This is a genomic window from Candidatus Defluviilinea proxima, assembly GCA_016721115.1.
Lineage (GTDB): Bacteria > Chloroflexota > Anaerolineae > Anaerolineales > Villigracilaceae > Defluviilinea > Defluviilinea proxima.
In genome coordinates, this window is the sequence record JADKIW010000001.1 from 345,911 (window position 1) to 361,987 (window position 16,077).

Here is a 16,077-nt window from a genome sequence, read left to right on the forward strand (position 1 = left end):
AATGATTCCTTAATGAATTCCCCTGAGGGATGTTATACAGACTGAGTCTGTATAACACCTTACTGAAACGTGATCTCTTCCACTTTCCAGCTCTCCTCGCCGATCACCTTCTTCAGGCGTGTGAGCAGTTCGGGGCAGATGCGCGTTGTATCGTTGGGGAAATCGATCAAGTGCCTGCCGCCATTTTCGAAAATCTGAAAGCTGAATCGGTCGCGCCCGTGGAACGAGATGAGCGTACCGAAGATGGTCTTGATGCGGCGGCGGTCCTCGTCCTTGTTGCCTGAGGATCGCAAATTGACCGTGATCTGCTTCGGCGGATGGTCTTTGTCCTCTTCCTTCGCCAGCGGAACATAAATGGATTTGATGGATGTAACCACCGCTTCATGCGTAGCTTCATCCTGTTCCATGTCAACATCGGGAGTCACCACTGGAGCCGTTGCCAACTGAACGCGCGGCGGAGTGATGGGTTCCGTTTTCTTGAATTTCGGTTCCGGCTTCGATGCCACCACAGCATCCTCAAATGATGGTTGCCATTGTGTGTCCCAGTCATCGGGGAAGTTATCCGGCGGAGGCGGCATGCCATCTACATCTAAATCAGCCACATAGGTTTCCACAGGCTTTTCAGCGATCTGACGAACGGGCGGCGGGACGCTCGGCTTGGTAGGAATATTCTTCGTCAACGGTCCATTTTGCTTGGGCTGTTGTTGAATGATCTGCTTGACCGGGTCCGCTTTGGGTTGAGGCTGAGCAGAACTCGATTTCGGTTGCGTCGATTGGATCTTGATGTCTTTGACGTGGCTATCAGGCTTGGGCTGAGATAAGGCTTCCAACGCTGAATCAGATATCGGCTTGGATTGAGGCGCAACTTCCACAAGAGGTTCGAGGATCTTGATCTCGGTCCGCACGGTGTCCACCAAAATTTTTGGCGGTGTGCTGTTCGCATCCACTTTGCCTTCAACGATCACGATCTGGCCAACCGTAAGCAGTTCACGAGTCTTCTCCCACGTGCGCGGGAAGAGGACGAGATCGAAGTTGCCTTGAATATCTTCAAGCGTGACAAAGCCCATCGCTTTATTGGTTTTGGTCGTATACGGGCGGACGCTGGTGACGAGACCCGCAACACGCACCTTTTCTTCGTGCGAGGCTTCGTTGAGCTGGCCCGAGAAATAACTGACGATCTGCCTGAATGTTTCTTGATACGGCGTGAGCGGATGATCGGAGATGTACAGGCCGATGAGTTCGCGCTCCCAACCGAGCATCTCGCGCTTATCCACATTGTTGACTTCAGGAAGGATGATCTCTTCGGTCACGCCAGTGGATTCGCCAAAGAGGGACATCTGCCCCGCCTCGGCGGCGCGGAAATGATTGTTGCTGATGGAGACAATGCGATCCAACGAGGCAAGCAGTGCGGCGCGATTGCCAAAGTTATCCATCGCACCGACTTTGATGATGCACTCGAGTGCACGCTTCCCCACAGCGCGCAGGTCCACACGGCGGGCAAAGTCGTTCAGGTCTTTGAACTTGCCATTGGCATTGCGTTCGTCCGTGATGAGTTCCAACGCGGCCTTACCGACATTCTTCACCGCACCAAAACCAAAACGAATGTTGGGCTTGCCATCGATATCTTCGATCTCAAAATCCCAACTCGAAGTGTTGATCTCCGGTTGAAGAACGGGAATGCCCATACTGCGCGTATCAGCAACGTAGAGAGCAACCTTCTCGGTAGCACCTGCAGAAGCCGTAAGAGTAGCCGCCATAAATTCAGCAGGATAATGTGCCTTGAGGAATGCAGTTTCCACCGCGATGACGCCATAATCTGCGGCATGGGACTTGTTGAAACCGTAACGCGCGAACTCTTCCCAGTCCGTATAAATGGCCTCGGCGGTTTCTTTTTCGATGCCCTGCTTGACCGCACCGTTTACAAATTTATTGCGATGCTTTTCAATGTCTTCTTTTTTCTTTTTCGAGATCGCCTTACGCAATTCATCTGATTCAGATGGCGTGTACCCTGCCAATTCAACAGCCGCACGCATGAGTTGTTCCTGATAGACAGGAATACCGTACGTGTCGCTAAAGATCGGCTCCATTTTGGGGTGGCGATACTCTACTTCCGCTTCGCCTTTCATGCGGGCGATGTAATCAGGGATGAACGCCATCGGGCCCGGACGATATAACGCCACCATGGCGATGATGTTATCGAGAGTCTTCGGCTTCATCTGCACAAGCCAGCGCGTCATGCCCCCACCTTCAACCTGGAATACGCCAGCGGTTTGTCCGGTACCCATCAACTCGAACGCCTTCGGGTCATCGAGCGGGATATTATTCAAATCATATTTGACGCCATGCCGCTTCTCGATCAGGTCACAGGCTTTGGCCATCACCGATAACGTGATGAGCCCGAGGAAGTCCACTTTCAACATACCGAGCGAATCGAGAATACCCATTTCGAACTGCGTCACCGTTTTGATGGGTGTCTCTTCCGAGTTCGAGGTCGGGCGATGCAATGGCAGATATTCAACAATCGCTTTATCAGAGATCACCACGCCTGCGGCATGCGTCCCTGCATTGCGAACCGTCCCCTCCATTTTGGCGGCGGTGTCGATCAATTCGCGCAAATGCGGTTGGCTATCATAGATCTCTTTGAATTCGGGAATCGCGAGCGCATCTTCCATCGTGCTGTTACGTCCCGAAACGAACGGCACCAACTTCGCAACGCGGTCCACTTCGGGCAACGGGATGTCCATCACGCGTGCCACATCACGCAACGCGGCTTTCGTTCCCATTGTGCCAAAGGTGATGATCTGCGCGACCTTGTCACTTCCGTATTTACGCACGCAATACTCAAGCATTTCACTGCGGCGATCATCGCGGAAGTCAAGGTCAATATCGGGCATCGAGACACGGCCCGGGTTCAAGAAGCGTTCGAACAACAGGTTGTGATGCAACGGGTCAACCAATGCGATCTCAAGGACATACGCCACAATGGAGCCCGCCGCCGAACCGCGTGCGTTATACCAAATGCCATTTTCCAACGCATATCGACACAAGTCCCACACGATCAGGAAGTAGGCATCGAATCCCATTTTGTGGATGACGCTCAACTCATAATCGAGTCTTTCTTGTACCTGTTGGCTGGTGGCGCGGTCCCCGTACCTTTTCCCCGCCCCTACATTACACAAGTGACGTAAATACGTCTCAGCCGTGTATCCTTCAGGGACAGAGAAATCGGGCAAGTGATAGCCCTTGAAGCTCAAGTCCACGTTACAACGCTCGGCGATGAGAAGCGTGTTGCTCAACGCTTCGGGCACTTCGGCGAACAAGGCGCTCATCTCCTGCGGTGTGCGGAGATAGTACGAGTCGTCCGTCATGCGCATACGGTCTTTGTCACTCAACAACGAGTTGGTTTGAACCGCAAGTAAAATGTCCTGCAAACGTGCGTCAGTCTGGTTGATGTAGTGAACGTCATTCGTCGCGATGTAATTCGCCGCGTAACGAGCGCCCATCTCAAGCAGTTTTTTATTTAGGTCGGTGATCTCTTTGATATTGTGCTGTTGAAGTTCAACGAAGAAACGGTCCTTGCCAAAGACATCGTAATACCAGTTCATGCGTCGGACGGCTTCTTCCGGGTTGTCATTCAACAGCGCCCGCGGAATTTCAGCGGACATACATCCAGAGGTGCAGATGATTCCTTCGGAGTGAGCCGCTAAAAAGTCCCGGTCGATGCGTGGATAGTAGTAAAAGCCATCCAGTTGCGCGGCGGAAGAAATCTTGAGCAGGTTCTTGTATCCCGTCTCGTTTTCGGCGAGCAGGAGAAGATGGAAAGAGGAACGATCCAGTTTGGAATCGCGGTCGGCCATACCGCGTGCCGCCATGTAAGCTTCCACACCAATGATCGGCTTGATCCCCTCGCTCGTCGCCGCTTTGTAAAAATCCATGACCCCGAACATTGTGCCATGATCCGTGATCGCCACGGCGGGCATCTCCAATTCCTTTACGCGTTTGACCAGCTTCTTGATATTCGAGAAGCCATCAAGCATGGAATATTCGGTGTGAACGTGGAGGTGGGCAAAGGACATATTGGTTTATGAGTTGGGTGGTTTGGGTAGTTAGATAATTAGACTATGCGACCATCAAACTACATTACTATCAAACTAAAAATCATTATAGCACGCATGTTCGAGAGCGAAAGTAACGATATGCTTAAAATATTTTGACTTAAACAAAAAATCCCCTGTGAAGAGGATTTGTGTGAGCGCGGAGGGGATCGAATATCATCCCCCTGCGGGGCCGTCAATAAAAAAGACTCTCGTTTGTGAGAGTCTTCCTGTGAGCGCGGAGGGGATCGAATATCATCCCCCTGTGGGGCCATCAATAAAAAAGACTCTCGTAAGTGAGAGTCTTCTGTGAGCGCGGAGGGGATCGAATATCATCCCCCTGCGGGGCCGTCAATAAAAAAGACTCTCGTTTGTGAGAGTCTTCCTGTGAGCGCGGAGGGGATCGAACCCTCAACAAACGGCTTAAAAGGCCGCTGCTCTGCCATTGAGCTACGCGCCCATCGTTATGGGTAAAGCGGACTGCATTCTATCATGGTAAATATTCATCGTCAACGTAAGACACCCGCGGTACAATGCGTCCATCACGCTGGAGGCTAACATGGCAGATATGCTTAAAGTAGATGAAGGAACATTTCAAAACGAAGTGTTGGACGCCAACGAACCCGTGCTTGTAGATTTTAGTGCGGTCTGGTGCCAGCCCTGCAAAATGCTCGACCCCGTCGTCAAACAACTGGCTGGCGAATGGGATGGCAAGGTCAAGGTTGTAAAGATCGATGCCGATGAAAACCCCAACCTCGTCATGCAATATGGCGTAATGGGTATCCCCACCCTGTTGTTCATAAAGGGCGGCGAGGTCAAGGAACGCGTCACTGGCTTTATGCCCCGGGAAAAACTGATCGCAAAGTTCAGTCCCCACTTCAATTAGAAATCACTTCAAAACCAAAAGGACACGGAGTTTAAACCCGTGTCCTTTTGGTTTAACTGTTTCGCATTAACCTATCCAACTCTTTGAAGTCCACGCGAGATGTCATATCCAGACTCAAAGGTGTAACAGACACCCAACGCTTCTTCCGCAGAACATACACATCCGTATCTTCAGGCTCATCTGTCAACCTGCCAGCTTCGCGATATCCGATCGCCGCAGGCTCAGCCCACGATGTTCGATTGGGAGCGGTCGGCTCGTAGTAACGTTGATGAGAAATGCGAGTCAACTGCCAGGGTGTTTCGACCGTGGCATCCCAGGGAACATCCACCTTCAACAGATTCACGTCTTCAGGAAACTTCTTCTCTAGTAAAAGACGTCCAATTTGAACAGCAAATTTTGCCGCAACTGAAAAATTCACATCATTAGAATAGGAAAGGTGATACTTCGAATCAGTCTCTAACGATACTGCCAAAGCAGGGATTCCCAGTGACGCCGCTTCCATCGCCGCCCCCACCGTCCCTGAGATGGTGATCCCTGAAGCAACATTCTCGCCATAATTAATTCCCGAAACAACCAGATCTGGCTTGAACTTCAGGACTTCCAACACCCCATACAGGACTGATTGTGCTGGACTTCCTCCGACTCCATACACGCTCCATTCCTGACCATTGACCTGCATCTGTTCCAAGTGAATGATCCCATCTGACGTATTCGGCAAGCTACGTCCCATACCCGAGGATTGTTCGCGAGGCGCAGTGACAGTCACATACCCAAGTTCTGAAAGAGAAGCAGCGGCGGCCCATAAACCGGGAGAACGAATCCCATCATCATTTGTCAAAAGAATTTGTGGTTTTTTCATAATGTCCCAATCATAATATCGGAATGTGCAAGATACTTTATTTGGTATGAAATTCAAACAAAAAACCGCCTTTGAAAGACGGTTTCACTTGGCGTTCTCGGCGTAACTTGAATACCATCCCTCGATGGGGCACGGCAACCTAAAACAAAAAACCGCCTTCAAAAGACGGTTTCACTTGGCGCCCTCGGCGCGACTTGAATATCATCCCTCGATGGAGCACAGCAACCTAAAACAAAAAACCGCCTTGAAAGACGGTTTCACTTGGCGCCCTCGGCGCGACTCGAACACGCGACCTATTGCTCCGCAAGCAAGCGCTCTAATCCACTGAGCTACGAGGGCAGGCAGGGCAGTATTCTATCGCAGTTGGATATGACGGTCAAGTGCCTGCACGTCAAATGCCATTTGCACGGATCATATTCAAAAATTCTGGTACAAGGCGAGGATCAAGAGAGTTTACCAGACTGACCTTCAATATATTGAAGCGTGTCCTTTTTAGACCAGGCACTGCGATATGGTCGATCTGATGTCAGAGCATCATAGACATCCACTAGTGAAAACAATCTTGCGTTAAAAGGAATATCTTCTCCCCTAAGTTGATCTGGATAACCTGCCCCGTCCCAGCGCTCATGATGCCAATGAGGAATATCCATGGCAGGCTCAAGATATTTGATCGGCGAGAGCAAGTCAACAGCGTATTTGGGGTGTTGGCGCATGATAGCCCATTCATCCTGATTCAGCGGCCCAGGCTTGAACAAAATACGATCAGGGATGGCAACCTTGCCAATATCATGAAGGGTTGCGCCGTGCCGAACGTGAATCAAGTCCGCGTGACGGACACCGACAACTGTTGCGAACTTGATCGTGATATCCGTTACTCGCCGGGTATGACCTTCTGTATCGCTGTCACGCAGGTCCAGTGTGCGGGACCACGCATCGATCGTGGCATTATAGGCCAGACTCAATTCAAAGTTCGAGCGTTGTAAATCCCTGAACATCAAGGTGCTGTCTATTGCAATGGCGGCCTGCTCTGCAATGATGTTCAGAAAATCAAGCCAATCTTCATCGGGATTAAGATAAGAACGGTGGAATACTTCCAGAACCCCAAGTACCCGTCCCTTTGCCACAAGAGGCACGCCATAGTAAACAATAAATTGTTCGCTGGAAAACAATGGGGCTTGTTCGAATTCTGTCTTGGTCACGGCAAGGTCTGAAATACCGATCATTTTGCGATCCAACGCCACATGACCTGCACATCCCTGGCCCAATTTTAGGCGAGTATATTGTAAAACATTGGTAGTAAAGCCTTTGCCTGCCGCGAACGTCAATTCATTTAGCTTTGAGTCAAGCAGTAGAATGTCAGACGCATCCACATGTAAGGTCTCAGTGATGCGATCAAGCAAAATGGACAGAAGCAGGTTCAAATCCAGACCAGAGGCGATGGCAAAGTCAATGGAACGGAGCGCGGAGATGCGTTGGAGTTGTCGCTCCATCCTGATCTCGGTTTGCTTATATTTTGTAATATCACGAGCAGACATGACAAATCTTGACGCAGATATCTCTGCTACGCGTGTATCGAACCAGTATTCACGCCCATTGATCGTTAGTGCAAGTTCAAAAGAGGCGGGGTTTGTTTTTTGGTGTAGTTGAGAAACGAATTGGGTCAGTTTTTCATTCACAGACGGAGATAGAATATCTTGCAACGTTCTATTTTTGATCTGTTCGGAAAAATCAAAATAGGCAGACGAGTCACTGAACTGACAATCAAGTATCAATCCATATCCGTCTGTTATAAGAAGCAAGTCAGCAAAAGTTGGAATGGGTTCTCCAATCTTTTGCCTCATTTCCATAAGTACGTCCAATAGTTCTTTTCTCCATTTTAGTTATTAAAGGGACGCGGGGCACAGTGATTCCCTTGTCACTGTGTCCCCAATTCCGCCGCGTCGCTCAGCCATCATCAGCCAGCGGATCTTAACTGATGAATCATTCGATGTTAGATTGTTTTGAGGGCCTGATTCACCTTTTGGGCAAAATCGGTCAAATCCTTGGCACGTACATTGCTAATGACAGCCTTTTCCTGATCGGTAAGCGAGAAAGTCTGGCCTAAATATCCACCTTTCAAAGCGGTTTCAGGCTCACTTAACAGTGTTTCACGAAACTGGCTATTGACGATCGCCGCGGCAAGCAGGCGGTGCAAGCCAGATTGTTCATTGGGGGATTTATGAAAGCTATAAGGTGATGTCGGGGAGGCACTCAAGGTAAGCATCGTCATTTTTCTCTCCATTTTGGCTGCACTTTTATAAGGGACCAGTGCCACCATCAGAGGGCCTTTGCATAACAACGCTAATGACAAACACAAGAGCAAAGTACGCTACCTGGAAATTGCGACGATCAATCCTGTTTATGGAGGAAACAAATTGAGCTAGTTTTGTTTTCATGGGACACCTCTTTCTTATTTATCGTTTATCCGATGTCCCTGATAGTACTCACCCCCAGGATGCAAAGTAGGCTGCAAAATCCGCCCTTTGATAATGCCAATACGACTTACCCGGTCAATTCTCGGTACAGTTGGTCGGTCTCTCCGGAAGAGGGGATACCCAAATCGTGCATCGCGTCTTTATATGCCTTATAACATCGCGCGATTGCCGGCCGATCTCCCCGTACGGCATACACACGCATTTCGATCTGGTAGATCATTTCGTGATAGCGATTCTGGTTAATGGCAGTCTGGCACAAAGCTAAACACCGATCCAATTGGTTGGTGTTCAGGCAGAGAGATGCAAGCTCCTCAAGAGCCGATGAATATGCCTGTTTCAATCTCTCTCGCTCATGGATAGGCCAGTCAGAAGCCACATCGGCCAGATAAGGGCCATGGACCAGATCCACAGCTTTCTGGAGGTGTTCGATCCGTGCTTTCACATCAGATGATTTACGCGAACGTTGAATATGAGAATCGAATCCTTCCACATCGTACTCGTAATCCATTTGATAGTTAAAGCGATAATACTCATCATCAAAGACGATCACATCACGCCCAGCAGCACGCCGCAAACGATAGATCTCGTTCTTGAAGCGTGCCTTTAATGATTGGGTATCGCGTGTTTCGGGCCAAAGAGTAGCCCCAACCTGTTCCTTGGTAACCGCATCCTGTCTGTAAAGAAAATAGAGGAATAAATCCCGCACCGATTGAGTGCGCCAATCGGACATTTGAAGCACCGTACCATTGACACTTATTTCTGGGTTTCCAAAGGCACGTACAACCAGACCCGCAGACTGTACTTGGACAAAACTGGCATTACGACGTAACATCCTTCGAATAGCTGGTAGTTTTGTATTCAACCGCTGGGATTTTTCCAGCCAACCACCCAATTGACGGCCAACTACAGTATCGCTCTGTAAATCTTTCAGCCAACTTACAGTCTGACAAAGCATCACGAGCAATGCATGGTCGGGCATTGAATTTATAGAAAGAAGCTCCTGAAATAGTGCGCGGGCACGGGCACGGTCTCCGGCTTGTTCATACGCAACAGTGAGCCAAAGCATACTTAATTGCAATTCCAGATCTCTTCCATCGCGCGCAAAGGACTCTCTACATTCCTTTAACAGGACAATCGCTTTGCGAGGCTCATCTTTCAACAGATAATACCTGCCTTCAAACAATTCCCATAAACCACGTTCATATGATGATTGGTTAACCTTCATCTTCTTTCGAAATGCTTTTAATATCTGAGCGGCGCCATCGATATTTCCCTGCGCCAGGGCCAGATTCCCTTTCGCGACTACAAGATAATTTGTAATAAAGAGACCGGGGAGGTTTTCGATCGCTAATTCAGCCTGAGTGTAAGCCTGCAATGCTGCATCGAACTCTCCAACCTCACCATATAAATCCCCCAATCCGGCCAAGATCAAGGATTCAGCACGATGATTGCGGCTTTTCCGTGCATTCACCAACCCGGCCTCAAATGTTTCAGAAGCAAGTTCATATTCACCGATCTGGTGATATAACACTGCCAAATTATTTAAAATTTCAGCCTGAGTGTAAAAATCATTCTCTGCTTGTTTTAGTTTGAGGGCCCTTTGATAAGAATTTCGAGCAGACTCAGTATCCCCCACTGCACCATGAACCATACCGGTTTCCATCAACAAGATAGATATTCTGCCTGGTTCATTCATGGCAGAAAACAGCGAAAGGGAATGCTCCAGCGATTCAACTGCCTGTCTTGATTCGCCCAAACGATACAAGTCCAAACCTTTGATACGGAGTGCCTCGGCATAATAGAGCTGCAATGAGATATCAGAGACGGTCAGACTTAGGGCTTCTTGAACATCAGTCAATGAAGCCGTATAGTCTCCAAAGAAACGTAGTGTGTTCGCACGACGGACCAAAGCCAGTATTAACCCAGTCATATTCTTTTGTTTGCGATATATATATACGGCCTTATCGAGCAACTCTTTCGATTCTGACAAGTTTCCCTTGACCGCCATGATCGGGCCGCGCAATGAGATTAAGCCAGGGCGGGTTTGGAGCATGGCGGGAGGCAAACTATTGAGCCAACCTTCCAATGTAACGAATGCTCTAAGAAGCATTGGCGTGCCAGCCCGTTCCACAACATCTGCAAGGGCTTCCACATCGTTCAATTGTTTGCAGGTAAAGTAGGCCTTTTCCCATTCGCCTGCTTTTTCATAAGCAGTGACCATGCGCTCGAGAATAGGGCGCACTTCGTGAGGGCGCTCTTCTTTCAATCGGGTTTGGAGAAACTCACGAAGAAGTGGATGATACCGAAGCCAACGCCCATCCTGATCGAGAGGAAGGACGAATAGATTTTTTTCAAGGATAAAGCCCATGAGGTCGTACCAGCTTGGACGGTCGGAGTGAAGCGGGCCGAGGACGATTTCACAAAACTCAGCGTTGAATTCCTCCGGCAGAGATGTCCGCATAAGAAACTCGCGGATATGCTGAGGTTGTTGAGCTAGCACCTGTTGACCAAGATAAGCGAAGGTATCAACGCCCGAAATGCGAGGTAGGTCCGGTAAATTGGAAAGGACCATACCGGTGATCCATCCACCTGTTTGCGTGACGAACTCTTGAGCGGCTTCATCGGAAAGGTGCTGATGGAAATTCTGCGCGTACAATGCCTGCACTTCACGCGGCAGAAATTCAAGCTCAGCATGGCTAAGCCCGGCGACTTGCTCACGTGCGACCATAATGGTCACATTCGCAAGCGACGGCAGAGTGCGCGAAGAAAGAATAATGTGACAGTTCTCCATGACCAGTTCAAGGAACCGGTTGACCAATGCAGAGATGACCGGCACATCATCCAACAAATGATAATCGTCAATGATCAGAAGGAAATCTTCTTCGACATGGTCATAAATCTCGTTCGTAAGCGTGACGAGAAGCGCCTCCGCGTCTTTTTCTATGGATTTGAGCTGATTCAACTGGACGCGAGATGTTCCCCCGACATTGGGGAACCGTTCGGCCAGCGATGCAATTAAGTAGGCAATAAATCTTTGGGGGTCACGGTCGAGCAGGTCAAGCGAAAGCCAACAGACCGGCATTTTCACATGATGTGCCAGATCGATCATCAGCGATGTCTTACCATACCCCGCTGGCGCTGAGATCAGTATCAATTTATTATCAAGCAGGGACGTAAGACTTTCCAACAGTCGCGAACGGGAGAGCAATTCAGGACGACGGTTAGGGATAACGATCTTGGTCTTGCTGATGGGAATAGGTTGCGGCATAACTCAGATGAACCTTCTCTTATTTTAATGATTTATGAGAATTTTTCATCTACCTTTTATCACAAATGGATAACAAACTTACCCATGTATAGTATGGGATAAACCCCTTATGAAACCCATCCAGCCACAGAGACATCCCCATGTGACTGGATGTAGCATTCATATGCAAAAGGTTGTATGAACTCTAGTGCAACTCGCTAAGTATTTGTCCGTGAATGGCAGGGGCGGCGGCAATGATCGACTGCGGATGTGAAATGTAATCAGCGTTTCCCTTCACGTTGGTCACACGAGCACCAGCTTCTTCAGCGATCAAACCACCAGCGGCTACATCCCACGGTTTGAGGGAGAGTTCCCAAAAACCATCAAAGCGACCAGCCGCCACATAACTCAGATCGAGGGCCGCGGAGCCAAGTCTGCGCACACCCTGCGACAATTTTGCAAATTTCGTGAAATTGGCGAAATTGTCCTGCTCGGTATTCCACGCATCATACGGGAACCCAGTCACAAGCAGGCTTTTTTGCAATTCAGTTGTGTTCGAGGCCTTGATCGGTTCCCCATTGAGCGTAGCACCTTTGCCGCGCTCGGCAAGGAACATCTCATCACGCATTGGGTCGTACACTGCGCCAAAGGTTAAGACACCTTTCGAAGCATAGCCAATCGAGACAGAGAAAAAGGGAATGTGATGCGCATAATTCACCGTCCCATCCAGCGGATCAATGTACCAAATGTGTTCATCGTCACCTTGAATGACACCGCTTTCCTCTGAAAAAATGTGGTGCTCGGGAAAGTCCCTTTGTACTTCGCCCAGTAGAAACGCTTCAGACTGATGGTCCACCTCTGTCACAAGGTCGATCACGCCTTTATATGCTACCGTGTGTTCTTTGCTATAACCGTCACGAAGAATCGCGCCTGCTTTGCGAGCAAGCGTTTCGACATAAGATAATGTGAGTTGCATGGCTTTATTCCTAACTTATGGAGTATCGCATCAGCGATAAAAAATTACTCGGCGATGAGACTTTGTCCACCGCCGAGCGAAATAAACAAACTAGTTTTTGAGTTCTTCGATGGTTTTATAAATATCCAACAACTCGGCCTGTATCTCATCACGGTCACGCATGGACTGTTGAAGCAGGGCTTCGAAGGCAGGCTTCTGATCGGGCGGCAGTGTGGGAAGCAAACGTTCGGCGCGCGCGATCTGCGAGTTCTTGTGGCGCAGTTTTTCCTCAAGCCTCATGCGATACCCGAGATAGAACTTTTCCATATCCAGTGGTTGCGGTTGTGTGAAAGGTTGTTGTGTAACGATCTCTGCCACCGTCAGCAAAAAGTCTTCGGTATCGATCGGCTTTTCCATAAAACGAGCCGCACCCAAGCTCAACGCAAAATCCTTATCTTCCGGCGTCACATACGTGGCAGAGAGAAACACCACAGGGATGCCGCGTGTAGCAGGATTGATCCGTAATTTCTGAATGAACGCATACCCATCCATCTTGGGCATCAAGATGTCAGTGATGATCAACACCGGGCGCGTCTTCTCGATCACTTCCAACGCTTCCTCACCGTTATGAGCTGTGATCACCGAGTATCCCTTGAATCGCAGGGTCACTTCCAACAATTCAAGAACATTCGGGACATCTTCCACGATCAATATGGGACCATAAACAGTATTCGTCATATTTCACCATTGTAGCCGGGTTAAGGATGAAGAACAAGAGCGCGTCATCCTTAAGGGCAAATTGTTCACTCTTAACTCACTTTATCCACGCTGAAACTTTTCTCTTACTCATTCCAAATACGCGAGCCCAATGCAGAACAAATAAAATCTACAGCCAGAATGGCTGTTGCATTTTGCACATCAATGATGGGATTCACTTCCACCATGTCCATACCGAGCAACTTACCGGTCTCTGCCACGATCTCACAAGCCAGATGCGCCTCACGTGACGTCAACCCGCCAGGGACAGGTGTCCCCACGCCCGGCGCATGACGCGGATCCAATGCATCCATGTCAAACGAAAGATAGATACCATCCACGTCTTTACTGACGCGTTCGATGGCTTGTTCCATCACGGTGACCATGCCCATGCGGTCAATTTGTTCCATGCTTTGTACCAGGACGCCGGCATTTCGCAGGTTTTGTTTTTCGCCCGGGTCGAGGTCACGCGCTCCGATAATAGCGACCCGGCCCGGGTCAATGACCGGAGGCGTTTCATCCCAAAGAGTAACAAGACGCGGGTCGCCCAAGCCACATAACGCCGCAAGAGGCATCCCGTGAATATTTCCAGAAGGGGTTGTTGCGGGCGTGTTGAAATCGGCATGGGCATCCACCCAGATCACGCCCAGCTTCTTATGTTTAGCCGCACCACGGATCGAACCCACGGAGAGACTGTGGTCGCCACCCAACACCAAGGGGAAACGGCCGCCCTGTACAGTGGTTGCCACGGCACCTGCCACACGCCTCCCCATCGGGATGATGCAATCTATGTATTTGAGTTTGGGATCGGTAATACTGCACGTTTCTTGAATCGGGACTTCGATGTTGCCTTTGTCATCCAACACATATCCCATTGCTTCTAATTTATGATGAAGGTCTGCATACCGTATCGCGCTAGGACCCATATCCACACCACGACGACCAGCTCCCAAATCAACGGGCACACCAATAATATCAATTTGCATTAAGTTCCTCAGGAATTTACTACGGCTACAGCCATGGTCACACGGTTGCGTCCGTTATTTTTCGAACGGTACAAAGCCCGGTCGGCCGCTTGTAAAAGCGCATCACCACTCAAACCATGTTCGGGGAAGCATGCGACGCCAGCGGAGAATGTAGTAAAAAATCTCATATCTTCATACCGAATCACAGACTCTGAAAAACCTTGTCTCCATTCGTCTGCTCTTTCGTAGGCGACATCAAGCACAGCATTGGGCATGATGATAACAAACTCCTCGCCTCCATAACGGCAAAGCACATCGCCCCGCCGTGTACGGTCAACAAGGAACTTGGAAAATGCCTGCAAGACTATATCTCCGCACTTGTGACCATAGGCATCATTGAATTGCCTGAAGTTATCCATATCAATGATCACAATCGATATGGGAGATTGTTCTCGTTCGGCGCGAGCAATTTCATTATCCAGGAACTCAGCCATAAAACGACGGTTATAGACATTCGTCAATGGGTCGCGAATAGCTTGCTCTTGCAACAAAGCGCGAAGTTTCTCGTTTTCATTGAGTTGGTCGGTGAGGGATTGATTGGTGTCCTTGAGCGCCTGTTCGAGTTGTTTATGCTCAGTGATATCGTGCGCCACGATCACACGTCCCTGCACATTGTTGAAACGATCATATAAAGATGAAATGACAAGGTCCACAGTGCGAGACGGGTCGCCAGGAATGACAATCTCTTCTCGAACATCCCCTGTCAGGTTATGTTGTTTTACGATCTCCGGCCAATCACGGAATATATGATCTGGATGTTGTCCGATAATCTCATCGGGCGATTTTTTTAGTATGTTTTGGGCAACAATATTCGCATCCAGGATATGATTATAAGAATCGACAACGAACACCATCTCAGGGATATGTTCCATCACGGTATAACGCGCAATGGGAATTAGGTCAAAGATGCGCAGGCCAAATACGCCGACAGCCACCAACGCAGCCGAAACAGTAAAGGAAATAGGCGTAAGGTCCACGCGGAATGTGAAGGCAGGGATCACTCGTGGCGCCAGTTGATAGAACACGTTGACCAAAATGGGAATGAAAGCGGCGGCCACCAAAACAAACATCTGTCTGCGATAGATATTACGGTACTGGATCGCACGCCAAACTAATAATCCGATTGCAACCAGATTTAAAGAATACGATTGCGCCAATGCCACAAAATATAATTGCGTGCCCTTAACCACCAACGGGCCACCCCGCGCGGAAAACGGCTGAATGGATGAATAATAATGTCCAAACCATGCTGTGGAAAATATGCAGATCAATGAGACCAGTGGAATAATAAAGAACAGCGCACCTGTGTATCTATTTAACCATTTATCCAGGCGTGTATATTGGATCGTAAAAAAGAACCACAGGGCTGGCACAGTTAAGATACCGATGTTTTCAATCCGCAGCCAAAATCGTTTGACCTCCAACGCTGGCGAGAGCGTGATCATCGCGTAACTGAAACTCCAAAGCGCCAACAGGTATAACATCAATACAAGGGGCATCAACCCTGGCGCTTTATGCCTGCGCACCAATAGGGTAGCAATGACCAAAGCCATAGCCGTATTTAAAAACAATACCGAGGCAAAAACGATCCACTGCGTTTCCACTGTGACCACCTATTCACCAAAACTGACGGGACAATTCCCGCCGCTTGAATTTTACTATGCTGGCGGGAAATATTCCACACAAATTCAACATACTTAGCGAATAAAGATTTACCAAATGCTCGTTTTCGGCCTCTATAGTATTGCCAATATGTCATCTCAATCCATCTCTACAGAGCC

At 49.0% G+C, this 16,077-nt stretch carries 10 protein-coding genes and 2 tRNA genes; 1 reads left to right on the forward strand and 11 read right to left on the reverse strand.

The genetic code is table 11. The features are described from left to right. Positions 1-59 precede the first annotated feature (59 nt). Together IPP66_01665 and IPP66_01670 are read right to left on the reverse strand one after the other, a co-directional pair. The gene (locus IPP66_01665; GenBank protein ID MBK9923976.1) at positions 60-4,076 is read right to left on the reverse strand and encodes a DNA polymerase III subunit alpha; all 4,017 of its coding nucleotides are present in this window, start codon (positions 4,074-4,076) and stop codon (positions 60-62) included. 406 nt (positions 4,077-4,482) lie between these two features. Continuing rightward, positions 4,483-4,554 (reverse strand) — tRNA-Lys (locus IPP66_01670). Positions 4,555-4,653: 99 nt separating this feature from the next. On the opposite strand from IPP66_01670, the gene trxA reads away from it, so the two are divergent. Further along, on the forward strand, positions 4,654-4,980 hold the full coding sequence (trxA, locus tag IPP66_01675; GenBank protein ID MBK9923977.1) for a thioredoxin: 327 nt from the start codon (positions 4,654-4,656) through the stop codon (positions 4,978-4,980). A 52-nt stretch (positions 4,981-5,032) separates the two neighbouring features. Here the strand turns inward: trxA and surE are convergent, their stop codons facing one another. The 9 genes from surE to IPP66_01720 all read right to left on the reverse strand — a co-directional run bounded on the left by surE (position 5,033) and on the right by IPP66_01720 (position 15,909). Then, positions 5,033-5,839, reverse strand: a complete 807-nt coding sequence (gene surE, locus IPP66_01680) for a 5'/3'-nucleotidase SurE (GenBank protein MBK9923978.1) — start codon at positions 5,837-5,839, stop codon at positions 5,033-5,035. 262 nt (positions 5,840-6,101) lie between these two features. Continuing rightward, a tRNA-Arg gene (locus IPP66_01685) sits at positions 6,102-6,178 on the reverse strand. 104 nt (positions 6,179-6,282) lie between these two features. Then, a complete protein-coding gene (locus IPP66_01690; protein ID MBK9923979.1) occupies positions 6,283-7,686 on the reverse strand; it encodes an HD domain-containing protein in 1,404 nt (467 codons plus the stop codon). A 143-nt stretch (positions 7,687-7,829) separates the two neighbouring features. Beyond that, the gene (locus IPP66_01695) at positions 7,830-8,108 is read right to left on the reverse strand and encodes a hypothetical protein (protein ID MBK9923980.1); all 279 of its coding nucleotides are present in this window, start codon (positions 8,106-8,108) and stop codon (positions 7,830-7,832) included. Between the two features lie 272 nt (positions 8,109-8,380). Then, the gene (locus IPP66_01700; GenBank protein ID MBK9923981.1) at positions 8,381-11,581 is read right to left on the reverse strand and encodes a tetratricopeptide repeat protein; all 3,201 of its coding nucleotides are present in this window, start codon (positions 11,579-11,581) and stop codon (positions 8,381-8,383) included. A gap of 184 nt (positions 11,582-11,765) precedes the next feature. Continuing rightward, entirely contained in the window at positions 11,766-12,536 is a 771-nt protein-coding gene (locus IPP66_01705) for an inositol monophosphatase (protein MBK9923982.1), read from the reverse strand. Positions 12,537-12,626: 90 nt separating this feature from the next. Then, on the reverse strand, positions 12,627-13,253 hold the full coding sequence (locus IPP66_01710; GenBank protein MBK9923983.1) for a response regulator: 627 nt from the start codon (positions 13,251-13,253) through the stop codon (positions 12,627-12,629). A gap of 104 nt (positions 13,254-13,357) precedes the next feature. After that, positions 13,358-14,257 carry an arginase gene (rocF, locus tag IPP66_01715; GenBank protein MBK9923984.1) on the reverse strand — a complete coding sequence of 300 codons (900 nt, stop codon included), beginning with the start codon at positions 14,255-14,257 and terminating at the stop codon, positions 13,358-13,360. An 8-nt stretch (positions 14,258-14,265) separates the two neighbouring features. After that, positions 14,266-15,909 carry a diguanylate cyclase gene (locus IPP66_01720; GenBank protein ID MBK9923985.1) on the reverse strand — a complete coding sequence of 548 codons (1,644 nt, stop codon included), beginning with the start codon at positions 15,907-15,909 and terminating at the stop codon, positions 14,266-14,268. Positions 15,910-16,077 lie beyond the last annotated feature (168 nt).

Coding starts and splice junctions, on each gene's coding strand:
- IPP66_01665 (MBK9923976.1), bottom strand. CDS start 4,076: ATGTCCTTTGCCCACCTCCACGTTCACACCGAATATTCCATGCTTGAT.
- trxA (MBK9923977.1), top strand. CDS start 4,654: ATGGCAGATATGCTTAAAGTAGATGAAGGAACATTTCAAAACGAAGTG.
- surE (MBK9923978.1), bottom strand. CDS start 5,839: ATGAAAAAACCACAAATTCTTTTGACAAATGATGATGGGATTCGTTCT.
- IPP66_01690 (MBK9923979.1), bottom strand. CDS start 7,686: ATGGAAATGAGGCAAAAGATTGGAGAACCCATTCCAACTTTTGCTGAC.
- IPP66_01695 (MBK9923980.1), bottom strand. CDS start 8,108: ATGACGATGCTTACCTTGAGTGCCTCCCCGACATCACCTTATAGCTTT.
- IPP66_01700 (MBK9923981.1), bottom strand. CDS start 11,581: ATGCCGCAACCTATTCCCATCAGCAAGACCAAGATCGTTATCCCTAAC.
- IPP66_01705 (MBK9923982.1), bottom strand. CDS start 12,536: ATGCAACTCACATTATCTTATGTCGAAACGCTTGCTCGCAAAGCAGGC.
- IPP66_01710 (MBK9923983.1), bottom strand. CDS start 13,253: ATGACGAATACTGTTTATGGTCCCATATTGATCGTGGAAGATGTCCCG.
- rocF (MBK9923984.1), bottom strand. CDS start 14,257: ATGCAAATTGATATTATTGGTGTGCCCGTTGATTTGGGAGCTGGTCGT.